This is a genomic window from Nocardiopsis sp. MG754419 (assembly GCF_018207095.1).
Classification (GTDB): Bacteria; Actinomycetota; Actinomycetes; order Streptosporangiales; family Streptosporangiaceae; genus Nocardiopsis.
The window spans coordinates 1-15,480 of the sequence record NZ_QOCZ01000129.1 but is presented as its reverse complement, the minus strand read 5'-3'; the positions used below and the strand labels follow the sequence as shown (position 1 = coordinate 15,480).

Sequence of the window (15,480 nt, the reverse complement as noted above, 5' to 3'; positions counted from 1 at the left end):
CCCCCGGTCCACCCCCCAGTACTACCTGCAGTCGATCATCGCCTTCGCCGTGTCCACCCTCGGTGTCGGTGCCGGGATCATCTATCTCCCGGTCGACCTGTGGGTGCGCGCCTTCCTGGGGATGAGCGTGCTGTTCGTCGTCACCTCCACCTTCACCCTCGCCAAGTGCGTGCGTGATCGACAGGAGGACGTGGTCGCGGCGGAGCAGGCGCATATCTACCAGCAGATGCCGATCTGGCAGGGGGACCCCGCCCAGCAGCGCGTCTGACGGGCGAGGCCCACCGCGCGGCGGCGCCGCCCGGTCGCACCGTCGCGTGCGGAGCGGGGCGCCGGGGCGGTCACGGTCACCGCTCCGGAGGTGGGCAGACCGCTCCGACCGACGGTTCCACGTCATCGTCGGGCCTTCGGCCCGATCCTCGTCGTACCGAACCCTCACCGAACGGCGTCCGGTCTCGGTACGCTCGCTGCGACGATGACGCCGGGACACGAGGGGCTCGCGATGCGCGAGATCGAGACGAAGTACCGAGTACGGGACCTGGAGGCACTCCTGGTCGCGCTCAAGGCCGACGGTGTGCACATGGCGAGCCCGGTCCGCCAGGAGGACCAGGCCTACGCTCCGGTGGGCTGGGACCCGGCCCAGGGCAAGGTCGGGTTCACGTTCGCGCGCCTGCGCACCCAGGACGGGCACCACGTCGTCACCACCAAGACCCCCGTGGCCAACGCCATGGAGTGCGTCGAACACGAAACGGGCGTCGCCGATCGCGAGGCGATGCACGGCGTGCTCACGGCCCTGGGTTACGAGCCCTTCGTGCGCATCGCCAAGACCCGCCGCGTCGGAACCACGGGGCCGATCTCCGTCTGCGTCGACGAGGTCGAGAACGCCGGAGTGTTCCTGGAGCTGGAGATCCTGGTCTCCGACGACCGGGACGGCCGGGCCGCCCAGGACGAACTCGACGCCTGGGCGCGCGACCTCGGCGTTGACCTGGAGCGTACGAGCCGGACCTACGACGCCCTCGTGCGTCGGGGATGAGGCGCCACCCCTGTGCGGGACCGGTCCCCACCGTCGGATCGGGCCCTCACCCCGACGCCGGGTACCCGGCCCCCTTGAGTGGAACCCGGCGCCGCAGGCGCCGGGGGAGCCCCGTGTCCGCCGCATGCGGGGAACCGGGACGCCGATCGATTCCGCGACGCGCGATCCGCACCGCCCTCCGTCCGTGAACCGCTCTCTCCGGTGAGGAACCGGGTTCCGCACCACCCGACGCCCCGGCCCACCTCGCCCCGGAGCCCCGGTCGAGGTCCGACCCGCTCCCGCGCAGCGCCGGACGACGGTCGTCCCACGGGCGCCCCCGGCGGCGGTACCGATCCACTCCCGGTGGTCTGCTGAAGGCCAAACATCGGGGCGTGTTCGGCCACGACAGCGTTGCGTCCTCGCATGTGCCGCTCCCCGTTGGGCACCGTGATCCCCAACGGAACCTCAGGCGTGTCCAGAGGAGGGAGCTCACAGTGAGCCATGCCAACACGGGAGGGGTGGGTCACCACGACGGTGGCGCCAACCTCGCCCACGTCACCATGATCGCGGCGGCCGCCGCGATGGGCGGCTTCCTGTTCGGTTACGACAGCGCCGTGATCAACGGCGCGGTCGACGCCATCCAGGAACGCTTCCAGGTGGGGCCGGGGATCCTGGGGTTCACCGTGGCCTCGGCGCTGTTGGGCTGTGTGGTGGGCGCGGCCACGGCCGGCTCCATCGCCGACCGGCTCGGGCGCATCCGCGTCATGCAGATCGCCGGTGTCCTCTTCGCCGTCAGCGCGGTGGGCTCGGCGCTGCCGTTCACCGTGTGGGACCTGACCGCCTGGCGGATCGTGGGCGGCGTGGCCATCGGCATGGCCTCCGTGATCGCCCCCACCTACATCGCGGAGGTCTCCCCGGCGGCCTACCGTGGACGGCTCGCCTCGCTGCAACAGCTCGCCATCGTGCTGGGCATCGCCTCCTCCCAGCTGGTGAACTACGCCATCGCCGAGGGGGCGGGCGGTAGCGCGAGCAATCAGATCGGACCGATTCAGGCCTGGCAGTGGATGCTCGGTGTGGAGATGCTACCGGCCCTGGTGTACCTGGGCTTGAGCGTGGTCATCCCCGAGTCGCCCCGGTATCTGGTGCGGGTGGGCAAGGTCGACCAGGCACGGCGGATCCTGGCCGAGGTCGAGGGCGGTGGCGAGAGCCGGGTCGACCGGCGTATCGCCGAGGTCCGCGAGGCGCTGGGGTCGGAGGCGCGTCCCACACTGCGCGACCTGACCGGACGCTACGGCCTGCTGCCCATCGTCTGGATCGGCATGGCCGTCTCCGCCTTCCAGCAACTGGTCGGCATCAACGTCATCTTCTACTACTCCAGTTCGCTGTGGCAGTCGGTGGGTGTGGCCGAGTCCGACTCGCTGTTGCTGAGCCTGTTCACGTCGATCGTCAACATCGTGGGCACCGTGATCGCGATCATCCTGGTGGACCGGACCGGTCGCAAACCGCTGCTGTTGGTGGGTTCGGCGGGAATGACGGTGGCCCTGGCCACCGCGGCCTTCGCCTTCAGCAACGCCCAGGTCCAGGGAGAGGAGGTCACGCTCCCCTTCGCCTGGGCCGCGGTGGCGCTGGCCTCCGCGAGCACGTTCGTGCTCTTCTTCGCCCTGTCCTGGGGCGCGATCGTGTGGGTGCTGCTGGGGGAGATGTTCCCGCTGCGTATCCGGGCCGCGGCCATGGGTGTGGCCACCGCCACCCAGTGGCTCACCAACTGGCTCATCACCGTCAGTTTCCCGACGCTGCGCGACTGGAACCTGTCGGGCGCCTATCTCATGTACGCGGGCTTCGCCCTGCTGTCGTTCTTCTTCGTGCTCCGCTTCGTCAAGGAGACCAAGGGCAAGACCCTGGAGGAGATGCACGGCTGATCCACACCGGTGCGACACCGGGAACGGTGCCGCACCGGCGAGCCGGGTCACTGCTGGTCGGTCTCCCTTCCCTCCAGCAGGTCCCGCACCTGCTCGGCGGTGGTCTCGCGCAACCCCTCGTCCAGGAACAGCCATCGGGTCATCCCGAGGGACTCCAGGAACGGCAGGTCGTGCGAGGCCACCAGCAGTGCCCCCTCATAGGCCGACAGGGCGCCGGTCAGCTGACGGACACTGGACACGTCCAGGTTGTTGGTGGGCTCGTCCAGCATCAACAGCTGTGGGGCCGGGGCGGCCAGCATGGTCATGGCCAGGCTCGCCCGAAAGCGTTCCCCACCCGAGAGCGTGCCCGCTGGCTGGGCGGCACGGGCCCCGCGGAACAGGAACTTCGCCAGCTGGGCGCGGATGTCCTGCTGGGACACGCCCGGTGCGGCTTCGGCGACGTTCTCGGACACCGACAGCTCCTCGTTCAACAGGTCCAGGCGCTGGGGCAGGAAACGCAACGGCACCATCACCCTCGCCTCACCCTCGATCGGGGCGAGGTGCCCGGCCAGGGTGCGCAACAGCGAAGTTTTGCCCGCGCCGTTGCGGCCCACCAGCGCGATCCGCTCGGGACCGTTCACCAACAGGTCGGCACCGACCAGACGACCGTGCCGGGGACGCAACCCGGTGAGCCGGGCCACGTCCCGTCCGTTGGGCACGGCGGTGTGCGGTAGCTCGACCTTGATCTCGGCGTCCTTGCGCACGTCGTCGGCGGCCTCCTCCTGGCGATCACGTGCCTCCTGAAGCCGGTCCTCGTGCAGGCCCTTGAGCCTGCCCGCCGACTCCTGGGCCGAGCGTTTGAGCGCGCCCTGGACGATCTTGGGGATGCCCCCGTCGACCGCGGCCTTCTTGGCGGTGCGCCGGCGTCGGGCGAGTTTGATCTGGGTCTCGGCCAGCTCCTTCTTCTGTTTGCGTACGTCGGACTCGGCCGCGCGCAGAGCGCGTCGCGCGGCCTCCTGTTGGGCGCCCAGAGCCTCCTGGTAGTCGGACCAGCCTCCGCCGTACCAGGTCACCTCGCCCTTGCGCAGCTCGGCGGTGCGGTCCACCCGCTCCAGCAGGTCCAGGTCGTGGCTGACGACGATCAGGGTGCCCGAACGCCAGCTGTCCACCGCGTCGTACAAACGCCGCCGGGCGAACAGGTCGAGGTTGTTGGTGGGCTCGTCCAGCAACAGCACGTCGGGGCGTTCCATGAGCAGCGCGGCCAGGCGCAGCAGCACGGTCTCCCCTCCGGAGAGCCGCTCGACGGTGCGGTCCAGGCCCACACCGTCCAACCCGAGTGAACCCAGGGTGGCCAGCGCGCGTTCCTCGACGTCCCAGTCGTCGCCGATGACCTCGAAATTGGCCTCGGAGGCGTCACCGGCCTCGATGGCGTTGAGCGCGGCGCGGCGCTCGGCGATGCCCAGTGCGTGGGCGACGGTGAGCTCGGTGTCCAGGGTGATGTTCTGCGGCAGATAGGCCAGGTGCCCGTGTGCGGTCACCGAGCCACGGGCCGGGCGCAACACCCCGGCCATCAGTTGCAGGAGCGTGGACTTGCCCGAACCGTTGACACCGACCAGGCCGGTGCGTCCGCGGCCCACGGACAGGGACAGCCCGTCGAAGACGGTCGTGCCCTCCGGCCAACGGAAGGTCAGGTCGGAGCAGGTCACCGAGACGTCGGAGGTGACGGGTTGAGACATGGTGTGTTCTCGCAGTCGGAAGCGTCGTGGAAAAGGGCTTCGTGTGCGAGCACCACGCGGCCGACGGCCGGGCAGAAGGTGACGGTGGTCCCGTGGAAAGGCGGACGGCCCAAGCACCGAGGTTGCAACCACGCGAAAGTTCCGGCCAAGGGCCGTACCGCGTGATGATCGCGAACCTCAGATGCGCAACGTCCACCTCATTCGTCGACAACAGGACGTGAGTACCTTACCCACCCGCGGGTCACTGTCAACCGTGTGCGCGGGGTGAGCCGGAACTCAGCGCTCCAGGTCGATCTTGCGCTGCAGGAACTCCTCCCGGTCGATCTCGCCTCTGGCGTAGCGCAGGCGCAGTTCCTGTTCGGCGGCGTCCAGGGGCGGTGGCGTCGGCCGATCCGGGCGCGCCTGGGTGGCCCTCCTGTGGTGCTGTTGCCGATTGACCCTGCCGACCTCTCCGGCGGTGAGCACGAAGAAGAAGGCCAGCGGCAGGACGATCAGGATCATGATCATCGCGGTGAAGACGGCCATGTGCCACTCCCTGGTCCGCACGAGGGACGACGCCCCTCATCCTCTGCCTTCTTGTGTACCCCGGTCCCGGCCCTCGCACCAGGGTCGTGTGACATCTGTGGACAACCGGCGCACAGAAGCATGTGTGCACAGGAAACGCCGTAACCTGGAATGCCGCCACCGGGCCCACCGGCCGAGAACGAAAGAGCGGGATGCGCGTCCTCCTCGTGGACAACCACGATTCCTATACGTTCAACGTCAGTCAGCTCCTGGCCCGTGTCCTGGGCGAGGAGCCCCGTGTGCTGCGCAACGACGATCCCGCCTGGGCCGACTTCGACCCGGCCTCCGTGGACGCGGTGGTCATCTCACCGGGTCCGGGCCGCCCCCAGACCCCCCGTGACCTGGGGCGTGTGCCGGAGCTGCTGGAGTACACCCATCTGCCCGTGCTGGGCGTGTGTCTGGGCCACCAGGCCATCGCCCACCTCGCCGGGGCCGACGTGGTCTCGGCGCCCCGACCCCGCCACGGCCATCTGAGCCGGGTACGCCACACCGGTACCGGGATCTTCGCCGGGGTCCCGCAGGACTTCACGGCCGTGCGGTACCACTCGCTGGCCGTGTCCGAGCCCCTGCCGGCCCGGGTGAGGGCGACAGCCTGGGCGGAGGACGGCGTGGTCATGGGTCTGGAACATCGCGACCTGCCCCGATGGGGAGTGCAGTTCCACCCCGAATCGGTCGCCGGAGAGCACGGCGAGCGACTGGTGTCCGGATTTCTGGACCTGGCCCGGCCGCACGCGCGCCCGCGTTCCCGACCGGTGTCGGAACCCGCGGCACCGAACCCCGTCGCACGGGCCGCGCCGCTCCCCGCACCGGTGGTCGCGGAGATCGACCACGCCGTGGACACCGAACACGCCTTCACCCACCTGCACGCCGACGCCGAGTACGCGTTCTGGTTGGACAGTTCGCGTCCGGAGGGCCCGGCCCGGTTCTCGTTCCTGGGGTCGGCGGACGGTCCCACCGCCGAGGTGCTCACCTACGACGTGGGGGACGGCCGCGTCCGGGTCCGCGACGGCCGGGGCGAGCACACCGAACCGGGCACCGTGTTCGAGGCCCTGGAACGGCGCACCGGCGCCGCCCCCCGCCCGCACGGGCTGCCCTTCGACTTCGTCGGCGGCTATGTGGGGTACCTGGGGTACGAACTCAAGGCCGACACCGGGGGCGCGCGCACCCACACAGCGGCCACCCCGGACGCGGTCTGGCTACGGTGCGACCGCTTCGTGGCCGTCGACCACCAGGCGGACCGGACCTACGTGGTCTGCGCCGACGGGGGAGTCGACGCCCACAGCTGGGTCGCGGACACCCGTACCGCGCTGCTCGACCTGCCCGAGCCCCCCGCGCCGGCACCCCCCGGCCCCCCGGTGGACCTGTCCGCGCTGCTGGAACGTCCGCACGGGGGCTACGTCGACGACGTCAAGGCGTGTCTGGCCCATCTCACCCAGGGAGAGAGCTACGAGATCTGCCTGACCAACCGGGTCCGTCTGGACGACCGGGGCGACGACCTGGACTTCTACCGGCGCCTGCGCGAGGCCAACCCCGCGCCCTACGCCGCCTTCCTGCGTCTGGGCGAGGTGACCGTGCTCAGCGCCTCCCCGGAGCGCTTTCTGCGCGTGGACGCCGCACGCGAAGCCGAGAGTCGGCCCATCAAGGGCACCGCGCCGCGCCACGCGGACCCGGCCACCGACGCGCGCGTGGCCGAGGATCTGCGCACCGGCGCCAAGACGCGGGCGGAGAACCTCATGATCGTGGACCTGCTGCGCAACGATCTGGGTCGGGTGTGCCGGGTGGGGTCGGTGGAGGTGCCGTCGTTCATGTTCACCGAGTCCTACGCCACCGTGCACCAACTGGTCTCCACCGTGCGGGGCCGGTTGCGCCCGGAGGTGTCGACGATGGCGGCGGTACGCGCGTGCTTCCCCGGTGGCTCGATGACCGGTGCCCCCAAACTGCGCACCATGGAGATCATCGACCGGCTGGAGTCCTCGGCCCGCGGGGTGTACTCCGGGGCGCTGGGATACGTCTCGCACACCGGTGAGGCGGATCTGAGCATCGTCATCCGCACCGCCGTGCGGCACCGCGGCACGTTGACCCTCGGTGCCGGCGGGGCGATCGTCCTGGACTCCGACCCCCAGGAGGAGTACGAGGAGATGCTCCTCAAGGCCGCGGTGCCGGTTCGGGGCCACTGAGACGCCCCCACCGGCCGGTCGTGGTCGGTGGGCGGCGCACGGGCCAGACCCTCGCGTCGGGCCGTGGCGGCCACCACGACGGCGACCCGGGCCGAGATCCCCCGCAGGTCCGCGACCTCCGGCAGGAGCGAGGCACCGGGGGCCGAGGGGTCGACCATGTCGGCGACGGCCTCGGCCGCGCCCCGGACGCTGCGCCCGTCACGCCGTGAGCGGACCGCCGGCGGCGCGCCAGTCGATCAGGCCACGGCTCATGTTGACCGCGTCGAAGCCGTACTCCACCAGCAGGTTCGCCGCCCCGGCGGAGCGGATCCCGCCGGTGCAGAAGGTGATGATCAGCCGGTCCTCGGGGAGGTCCTGGCATCGTTCGGGAAGGACCTCCAGGGGCAGGTGCACGGCGTCGGGGATGTGCACGCGGTTCCATTCGAACGCGCGACGGACGTCCACGACGAGCGCGCCCTCCGCCACGAGGCGGATCGCCTCCGCCGCGGTGACCGACGGTGGTCGGCGCAGATAGTGCCGCAGGCTCATGCGCTCCGGGTCTCCTTCCGCACGTTCAGCATGGTCAAGGGGCCGCTCAGCACGGGCAGGAGCGCCCCCACCCGGGTCCGGGGCCCCAGACCACGGCCGAGGAGCGCGGTGACCGCCACCGCGAGGTAGAGCGCTCCGTGGGTCGGCCCGAGCACACGGGTGAGGGTGGCGTCGTGCACGGTGAGCAGGTTCACCAGCAGCGCGAGGACGCTGACGAGTTCGAGGGCCGACAGCACGGCCAGGGTGCGCAGCAGGGGGTTCATGAGTAGCTCGATCCGGGGCGCACGATCATGAGGACCACGACGACGACCCACAGCAGGTTGAACATTCCGGAGACCATGGCCAGGCGCCGTAGACGGGCGCCGTCGTCGGGCGAGGCGAGGGCCTCGCGTTGGCGCGGCAGGACCTGGAGGGCCAGCAGTCCGCCGGCGAGGGCGGTGAGCACCATCGCGACGACGATCCAGATCTCACCGGTACGCCCCTGAACGAACGCGAGCACCAGTCCCACGACCGGGACCGCGAGGGTCAGCACGCCGTACACGCGAGTGATGCGGTGCAGCAGGCGCGCGGTGTCGAGACCGCGCTCGACGCGTGCGCTCCCGGACGGCGTCGCGGTCACCGGGGCATAGCGCGGGAAGAGGCTGGTGGTCACGGCGACGGGGCCGACGAAGAGAATGCCCGCCACGACGTGGACGGACAGCAAGAAGGCTTCCATGACCTTCAGCCTAACTGAAGGTTCGCTACGGCTCGACACCACCCACCCCCGGCGTACCGACCTCGACCGGAACCGCCGCACCACCGTTCTCCCTCGCTCTCGGGGGCGGGTGCGCCGCCGCACCGCGGGCCGCGCCCGGCCCTCCGGCCGGGAGAACACCTCGGAATCCTCCGATCGACACGGGCGGGTCCGTTGGCCCGTCGGCCACGGGACCACTACCTTCGGGACCCCGAGTCCCGACACGTACAAGGAGTGCGAGCACCATGTCCAAGATCCTGTTCGTGATCACCGGCGCCGATCACTGGACCCTGGCGGACGGTACGCGCCATCCCACCGGTTTCTGGGCCGAGGAGGTCGTGGCCCCGTACCAGGTGTTCACCGACGCCGGGCACGAGGTGGTCGTGGCCACCCCGGGCGGCGTCGAGCCCACCGTCGACGAGGGCAGCATGACCGCGCAGGCCAACGGTGGCACCGAGGGCGCCGAGCGGATCGCCGCCGCCCTGGGCGCCATGGTCGAACTCCAGGACCCGATCCCCCTGGAGGAGGTGGACCTCGCCGACGTCGACGCGGTGTTCTACCCGGGCGGTCACGGTCCGATGGAGGACCTGGCCGTCAGCCCCGTCTCCGGAGAGCTGCTCGCCTCCGTCCTGGACGCGGGCACGCCGCTCGGGGTGGTCTGCCACGGGCCGGCGGCGTTGCTGGCCGCCGAGCGTCCCGCGGGCACCAACATCTTCGCCGGTTACCGGGTGGCGGCCTTCACCAACGCCGAGGAGACCCAGGCCGGACTGGCCGACCGGGCCCGATGGCTCTTGCAGGACCGCCTGGACCGGGCGGGCATCCACGTGGTCGAGGGTGACCCGTGGGAGCCCAACGTCGTGATCGACCGCACCCTGCTCACCGGGCAGAACCCGGCCTCCTCGGGGCCACTGGCGACCGAGATGCTCGCGTACCTCGACTGAGCGGGCGGCGTCGCGCCGAGCACCGCGGTCCGCCCGACGCGGCCCCGCCGGAGGGTCAGAGGTAGACCCGGGTCGCGGCTCGTGAGGCACGGCGATCGTGTGTGGACACCCAGGCCACCCCGCAGGTGAAGGGCACCTCCACACACCCCTTCGACAGGCACGGCTCCCAGGAATCACGGGGCAGCGGTATCAGTGGTCGGTCGGCCGCGCATTCGGGGTCGGCCTCGACCGGACCCAGGGTCGCGAGCAGCGCGTGGGCCCGGTCGGGGCCGAAGGCGGCCACCGCCCGGTACCGCAGCCGCTGTTCCACGGGGGATCGAAGACCGTCCCGGAACACCCGTTCCTCGGAGAGCGTCACCCGGGCCAGGTCCAGGACGGCGCGCTGGTTCCACGTCAGTCCGGGGTTGGCCCGGTCGAAACGGCCCAGCTGTTCGGCCCACAGGTCGCGCCGCCGTTCGGGGGAGAGTTCGGCGAAGATCAGCCTGCGCCGCACCAGGGGGTGGGCGGCGAACTCGTCGTAGTCCGTGGGCAGGCGCGCGCGGTGCGCCTCCACCCACTCCCGGGCCAGGGCCTGGTCGGAGCGGGCCAGGTCGGGGGTGCGTCGGGCCAGGGTGAGTTCCAGGACCGCCCGGGCCCCCGCCATCAGCCGCCTCCAGCGGTGACGCCCCCGACGGGTGACGTGTCGGTCGTGGCCGAGTTCCCCCAGCACCTCCACCACGCGCAGTGCCGCGCTCGCACCCAGGCCGTTCACCAACGGCGCGATCATCGCCGCCCCACGCCAGCAGCGCACCCGTCGTCCGTGGGCACGGATGAGTGTCGGTACCCACGGAGCCGTGGGCCCCCACTCTCGGGCCCGCCAGTCCCGGACCTCCCGGTGGGTGAGCGGGAGGGTCTCCAACCTGCCCGCCGAGGCCGTCGCCACCGCCGCGGAGATGCTCGCGCATCGCTCACACGAGGAGTCGAACGCCAACACGTACCGAACACGAACGTTGCTCATCTGCTCCCTTCCTGAGTGCCACCCCACAGTCTTGTGGTCGCCGTGGCCGCACGGGTCGGCTTTTCGGAACTCGATGGCCCTGGTCAGTGACGCCTCAAGGGCAAACCGGCGCGAAAACGGATCAATTCGCTTTCACCGGGGCGGTGGCCGGCGTGGCACGCGCGTGTTCCGGTCGGTCCCAGGCCGACGGAGCGACACGGCGAGAAAAGCGACGGCGTCGGCCGACCGTTCAGGGCAGGACGCGCCCATCGAAGAAGGGAGAGAGCACGCAAGAGGAAGAGGCGGCCGCCGAGGTGGCGGCAGCGCTCGCCGGGGGAACGCACCTCACGGGAGGTGACCGGGAGCCTGGCAGGGTCCCGGGAGAACGCCTCGTCTAGACGACCACGTCCAGGGCGATGTGCTCAAGTTCGGTCACGGCGGCCGCGATCGCCGGATGCCCACGAGCGCCCGCCCGCGTGAACACCAGCAGTTGACGCGCCGGGGCGGGCACGCCCCGCAGCGGCACACGCCTGACCGGAAGGTCCGGGGACAGGTCCGCCAGACGGGGCACCAGGGCGATCCCCAGCCCGCCGGCGACCAGGGACGCCACGGAGGCCCAGGACTGTGCCTGGTGGCGCCCCTGCGGTGTGAAACCGACGGCGCCGCAGGCGGTCATGGCGTGGGCGTGACAGGTCGTTCCGGGAGGTGGTAGCACCCACGTCTCCTGAGCGGTCTCCACCAACGGCACCGCGTCGCGGTCGGCCAGTGGGTGGGTGTCGGCCACCACCAGGTCCAATGGGTCGAGAAGCAGGGGGGACTGCGCGAAGCGGGTGTCGCTCAGGGGAGGCGCGGTGGGTGACGACTCCACGATGGCGAGGTCGATGTCACCGCGGAACAGCAGGTCCAGGCTCGGTCCCGGCTCCGCTTCCAGGATCCGCACGTCCAGGCGCGGGTACTCCGACAACAGAGAGACCGCCATGGGCGCCAGTAGCCGGGCCAACGCGACGGGGAACCCCGCCACCCTCAGCGGCCCCGCGGGCACCACGCCCAGATCGCGCATCTCGATCTCCGCCTGCTCCCAGAGGGCCTGGATCGTGTCGGCGTGCTCCAACAGGCTTCGCGCGGCCGCCGTCAGTCGCACGCCACGGCCCTGCGGTTCCAACAGCGTCACGTCCAACTCCCTGGCGAGTTGGCGGATCTGTTGGGAGGCCGCCGACGGGGTGAAGTGCAGCGACTCGGCGGCGGCGGTGACCGTTCCATGGTGGGCCACCGCGCGCAGGATGCGCAGACGGCGAAGGTCGATCATGTAGCAGATTCTTCACAGTGTTCTCCAGAAACTCAACCTGGACCTCGCGGTTTCCCGGGATGAAGCTGAAACGGAGATGACCGACCACGGCGAGGTGCCCCATGACCACTGTCTGCCCGCACTGCGGATGGCCCGACGACCAGCTGTTCCAGGTGCTCTCCCGGCATCGCACCGGAACGGGGCTGACCGTGTGGTCACGCTGCGCCTGCGGGTCGACCCAGGTCCGTGAGATCGGCGTGACCGGTACCCGGGTCCTCTCCCGCGGTCGCCCCGTCCAGACCCCGCCCTGCCACGCCTGAACGGCGCGGCGATCTCGTCCACAGGCGCCGGCGCGGGGATCGTGGCGGCCGACCGGTCCGCGATACGGTTACGGGCATGGGGAACACACCGGCACGGCCGTCCACATCGGCCGAGGACTACGTGAAGGTCATCTACGACCTCCAGGAGCGCGGCACCGGTCCGGTGACCATCTCCGGGATGGCCGAGAGGCTGTCGGTGTCCAATTCCTCGGTGTCGGGGATGCTGCGCAAGCTCAACGAACTCGGGTTCGTCGAACACCAGCGCTACGGCAACGTGAGTCTCACCGAGACCGGCACCAAGGCCGCCCTGGCGGTACTGCGACGCCACCGTTTGTTGGAGACCTACCTGGTGGCCGAGCTGGGCTACTCCTGGGACGAGGTGCACGACGAGGCCGAGATCCTCGAACACGTGGTGTCGGACAAGTTCGTCGACCGTATCGCCGCCCACCTCGGCGACCCCGTGGTGGATCCCCACGGCGATCCCATCCCCACCCGTGAGGGGTCCATCGTCCAGCGTGAGTCGGTGCTGCTCTCCGAGGCCGAGGCGGACACCTGCGGAGTGATCGTCCGGGTCAACGACACCGACCCCGAGCTGTTGCGCTACCTGGCCGACATCGACATCGGTATCGGCATGCACGTACGGGTGGTGGAGCGACTGCCCTTCGCCGGTTCCATCCAGATCTCGGTACGTCCCGAGAAGGGCGGCGAGGAGCGCGACCAGGCACTGGGTCTGGTCGCCGCCGAGGCCCTGTGGGTCAGCCCGCAGGAGTGAGGGGACCCGGATCGCATCCGTGCGTCGACGCCGTCGACCGTCCCCCACCGGTGCGGTGCTCCGCTGTCCGATGCGTCGACCGTGGGTCGGGGTAGGACCCTCGGCAGGCGATCGAGGAGGACGCGATGGGCACCGCGAAGCGCAGGGTGCGACTGGGCACGGTGGAGAAGACCCTGCTGTGGACCGTCTACATGCGGGTTCTGGACTTCCGGAACACCCCACCGTTGGTCGGCGACGTGTGGGCGGTCGACGTCCTCGATCACCTGGAATTCGACCGGCGCATCCTGTGGGGCGTGGGCGGCGACCGCAACCTGGTCCTGCTGCGGGCCCGACGCATCGACGCCTGGGCGCGCCGGTGGATCTCCGCTCACCCCGGGGGCACCGTGCTGCACCTGGCCTGCGGACCGGACTCGCGGGCCCTGCGGCTGGGGTCACCGCCCGAGGGTCGCTGGTTCGACCTGGACCTGCCCAACGTCGCCGCACTGCGTCGGGACCTGCTGCCCGAACCCGCCGGTTACCGTCTGCTGTCCGCGTCGGTCACGGATGCCGCATGGCTGGACGAGATCCCCTCCGACGCCCCCGTGCTGGTCATCGCCGAAGGCCTGGTGGAGTACCTGTCGCCGACGAGGACCCGGCTCCTGCTCGACCGTCTGGTGGGGCACTTCCCCCACGGTGGTGAGATCGTCTTCGACAGCGTGCCGGGGTGGGTGGGCGCGACGGCCCGCGCCTACGGGGTGCCCATGTTCGGCATGGAGGACCCCCGCACCCCCGAACGCTGGAACCCGCATCTGCGTCTGGTCCGGGCGCACCCGCTCCTGGCCGACCACGCCGACGTCCCCGAGTGGGGCTACCGCACCCTGTACCGGGCGCTCAACGCCTGTGAGGCCACCCGCGCGGCGATGCGCCTGAACCACTACAGGTTCGAGGGGTCGGCCGGGTCCGCGCCCGACCCGGCCGACCGGTCCGTCAGGCGAGGGGCCGCGCGCCGGGCTTCCCGGCGTTGATCACGAACCGCGCCCGGTCACGGATGGGCGCTCCCGGTTCGCTCACCTTGTCCACCACCCGGTAGTCGGCGGTCCACTCGGTGGGCGTGACGGTGTTGCGCACGTAACCGCGATTGCGGTTGATGAACTGGATGTGCGGATTCTCCTGCAGCTGGACGGCGTCGCCCGGGTTCTGCTCGGCCCCGTCCCGGCCGCTGGTGAAGGAGGTGCCCACCAGTTCGGTGGCGATTGTGGCCGACGCCGGGTCGTCGAAGTCGGCCTTGACGTCGACGACGTAGTTGGCGTGCACGTCACCGGTGATGACCACGCCGTTGCCCTTGTCGGCCAGTTCGTCGCGCACGGAGTCGCGTTCGACCTTGTAGTTGTCCCAGGCGTCGTCGCTGAAGTCGGTGGCCTCACCGTCGGCGAAGTCGCGTTGAGAGAAGAACACCTGCTGGGCCAGCACGTTCCAGGTCGCGGTGGAGTCGGCGAGCCCGTTCGAGAGCCACCGGCGCTGGTCGGCGCCCAGCAACGTACGGTCCGGGTCCTCGCGCTCGTCGTCCTCCACCTGCACGTCGCGGTACTGACGGGTGTCCAACAGGTGCAGGTCCACCAGATTTCCGAAGACGAGTCTGCGGTACAGGTGCAGGTCGGGTCCGGCCGGACGCTGGGCCGAACGCAGGGGCATGTGCTCGTAGTAGGCCTTCAGGGCGTGCTCACGACGCAGCAGGAACTCCTCGGGCGAGATGTCCTCCTCGTAGGAGGTGTCGTCGGCCCAGTTGTTCTCCAGTTCGTGGTCGTCGAAGACCACGGCCCAGGGGAACGCGGCGTGGGCGGCCTGGAGGTCGTGGTCGGTCTTGTACTGGGCGTGCCGGATCCGGTACTCGGCCAGGGAACGCACCTCGACCTCGGGCACGTGCCCACGGCCGATCGCGCCCTGGTCGGCGGTCTCGTAGATGTAGTCGCCGAGGAACGCCACCAGGTCGAGGTCCTCCTCGGCCAGGTGCGCCTGGGCGGTGTAGTGACCGTGGGTGTAGCTCTGGCAGCTGGCGAACGCGAACGCGAAGCGGTCCAGGCGGGTTCCGGGGACCGGCGCCGTGCGGGTCCGTCCCACGGGGCTGATCTCGCCGGCCGCGCGGAACCGGTAGAAGTAGTCGGCGCGGGGGCGCAGCCCACCGGCCTCCACGTGCACGGAGTGCGCCTGGTCGGGACCGGTCTCGACGGTGCCGGAGGCGACCAGACGGGCGAAGTTCTCGTCCTGGGAGATCTGCCATTCGACCTCGACCGTGCGGTCGGGCATGCCGCCCAGACCGTCGTCGGCGAGGGGGTCGGGGGCCAGACGGGTCCAGAGGACGACGCTGTTGTGGAAGGGGTCGCCTGAGGCGACGCCCAGGGTGAAGGGATCGGAGATCATGGGGCCTCGGGGGGTGGCGGTGGCCGCTGACGCGGAGGTCGCCCCGAGAGTCGTACCCAATGCGGCCGCGCCCAAGGTGACGGCGCCGCCCACGAGTGCCTGACGGCGGGTGGAGGTGGCCCCCGGGAGGGGGAGGGAATCGGG

At 70.7% G+C, this 15,480-nt stretch carries 16 protein-coding genes; 8 read left to right on the top strand and 8 right to left on the bottom strand.

Features of this window, described 5'->3' with window-relative positions; genetic code table 11:
- From DSY14_RS21210 to DSY14_RS21200, 3 genes are all read left to right on the top strand, one after another.
- Positions 1 to 268: YiaA/YiaB family inner membrane protein (locus DSY14_RS21210; protein WP_211718360.1), on the top strand; the 268-nt coding region annotated here is incomplete at its 5' end.
- 231 nt (positions 269 to 499) lie between these two features.
- The gene (gene cyaB / locus DSY14_RS21205) at positions 500 to 1,030 is read left to right on the top strand and encodes a class IV adenylate cyclase (RefSeq protein ID WP_211718363.1); all 531 of its coding nucleotides are present in this window, start codon (positions 500 to 502) and stop codon (positions 1,028 to 1,030) included.
- Between the two features lie 473 nt (positions 1,031 to 1,503).
- Positions 1,504 to 2,928 carry a sugar porter family MFS transporter gene (locus tag DSY14_RS21200; RefSeq protein ID WP_307851290.1) on the top strand — a complete coding sequence of 475 codons (1,425 nt, stop codon included), beginning with the start codon at positions 1,504 to 1,506 and terminating at the stop codon, positions 2,926 to 2,928.
- Positions 2,929 to 2,975: 47 nt separating this feature from the next.
- Here the strand turns inward: DSY14_RS21200 and DSY14_RS21195 are convergent, their stop codons facing one another.
- Positions 2,976 to 4,643 (bottom strand): ABC-F family ATP-binding cassette domain-containing protein, encoded by a 1,668-nt coding sequence (locus DSY14_RS21195; protein ID WP_211718359.1) that lies wholly within the window; start codon positions 4,641 to 4,643, stop codon positions 2,976 to 2,978.
- A 276-nt stretch (positions 4,644 to 4,919) separates the two neighbouring features.
- Positions 4,920 to 5,168 carry an SHOCT domain-containing protein gene (locus DSY14_RS21190; RefSeq protein WP_211718358.1) on the bottom strand — a complete coding sequence of 83 codons (249 nt, stop codon included), beginning with the start codon at positions 5,166 to 5,168 and terminating at the stop codon, positions 4,920 to 4,922.
- Between the two features lie 191 nt (positions 5,169 to 5,359).
- Here DSY14_RS21190 and pabB point away from each other — a divergent pair, with 191 nt between their 5' ends.
- Positions 5,360 to 7,384 carry an aminodeoxychorismate synthase component I gene (gene pabB, locus DSY14_RS21185; protein WP_211718357.1) on the top strand — a complete coding sequence of 675 codons (2,025 nt, stop codon included), beginning with the start codon at positions 5,360 to 5,362 and terminating at the stop codon, positions 7,382 to 7,384.
- Between the two features lie 198 nt (positions 7,385 to 7,582).
- On the opposite strand, the gene DSY14_RS21180 is transcribed toward pabB, so the two are convergent.
- From DSY14_RS21180 to DSY14_RS21170, 3 genes are read right to left on the bottom strand one after another with little or no spacing between them, the layout of a single operon-like run.
- On the bottom strand, positions 7,583 to 7,912 hold the full coding sequence (locus tag DSY14_RS21180) for a rhodanese-like domain-containing protein (protein WP_211718356.1): 330 nt from the start codon (positions 7,910 to 7,912) through the stop codon (positions 7,583 to 7,585).
- Entirely contained in the window at positions 7,909 to 8,175 is a 267-nt protein-coding gene (locus tag DSY14_RS21175) for a hypothetical protein (RefSeq protein WP_211718355.1), read from the bottom strand. The genes DSY14_RS21180 and DSY14_RS21175 overlap by 4 nt, the downstream gene beginning before the upstream one ends.
- Positions 8,172 to 8,627: a hypothetical protein gene (locus tag DSY14_RS21170; RefSeq protein ID WP_211718354.1), complete on the bottom strand. Its 456-nt coding sequence runs from the start codon at positions 8,625 to 8,627 to the stop codon at positions 8,172 to 8,174. Before DSY14_RS21170 ends, DSY14_RS21175 begins: the two co-directional genes overlap by 4 nt.
- 263 nt (positions 8,628 to 8,890) lie before the next feature.
- On the opposite strand from DSY14_RS21170, the gene DSY14_RS21165 reads away from it, so the two are divergent.
- Positions 8,891 to 9,586 carry a type 1 glutamine amidotransferase domain-containing protein gene (locus tag DSY14_RS21165; protein ID WP_211718353.1) on the top strand — a complete coding sequence of 232 codons (696 nt, stop codon included), beginning with the start codon at positions 8,891 to 8,893 and terminating at the stop codon, positions 9,584 to 9,586.
- Positions 9,587 to 9,641: 55 nt separating this feature from the next.
- Here DSY14_RS21165 and DSY14_RS21160 read toward each other — a convergent pair whose 3' ends face one another.
- Positions 9,642 to 10,583, bottom strand: coding sequence for a bacteriocin fulvocin C-related protein (locus DSY14_RS21160; protein ID WP_211718352.1), 942 nt, complete (start codon positions 10,581 to 10,583; stop codon positions 9,642 to 9,644).
- 373 nt (positions 10,584 to 10,956) lie between these two features.
- The gene (locus tag DSY14_RS21155; protein ID WP_211718351.1) at positions 10,957 to 11,868 is read right to left on the bottom strand and encodes a LysR family transcriptional regulator; all 912 of its coding nucleotides are present in this window, start codon (positions 11,866 to 11,868) and stop codon (positions 10,957 to 10,959) included.
- 101 nt (positions 11,869 to 11,969) lie between these two features.
- Here DSY14_RS21155 and DSY14_RS21150 point away from each other — a divergent pair, with 101 nt between their 5' ends.
- The 3 genes from DSY14_RS21150 to DSY14_RS21140 all read left to right on the top strand — a co-directional run bounded on the left by DSY14_RS21150 (position 11,970) and on the right by DSY14_RS21140 (position 13,943).
- Positions 11,970 to 12,167, top strand: a complete 198-nt coding sequence (locus DSY14_RS21150; protein ID WP_211718350.1) for a hypothetical protein — start codon at positions 11,970 to 11,972, stop codon at positions 12,165 to 12,167.
- 76 nt (positions 12,168 to 12,243) lie between these two features.
- Complete coding sequence (locus DSY14_RS21145; RefSeq protein ID WP_211718349.1) at positions 12,244 to 12,939, top strand: metal-dependent transcriptional regulator; 696 nt, start codon at positions 12,244 to 12,246, stop codon at positions 12,937 to 12,939.
- A 125-nt stretch (positions 12,940 to 13,064) separates the two neighbouring features.
- Positions 13,065 to 13,943 (top strand): class I SAM-dependent methyltransferase, encoded by an 879-nt coding sequence (locus tag DSY14_RS21140; RefSeq protein WP_211718348.1) that lies wholly within the window; start codon positions 13,065 to 13,067, stop codon positions 13,941 to 13,943.
- On the opposite strand, the gene DSY14_RS21135 is transcribed toward DSY14_RS21140, so the two are convergent.
- A complete protein-coding gene (locus tag DSY14_RS21135) occupies positions 13,906 to 15,429 on the bottom strand; it encodes an alkaline phosphatase D family protein (protein WP_307851291.1) in 1,524 nt (507 codons plus the stop codon). The two genes, DSY14_RS21140 and DSY14_RS21135, sit on opposite strands and share 38 nt — an antisense overlap.
- Between the last annotated feature and the right edge of the window lie 51 nt (positions 15,430 to 15,480).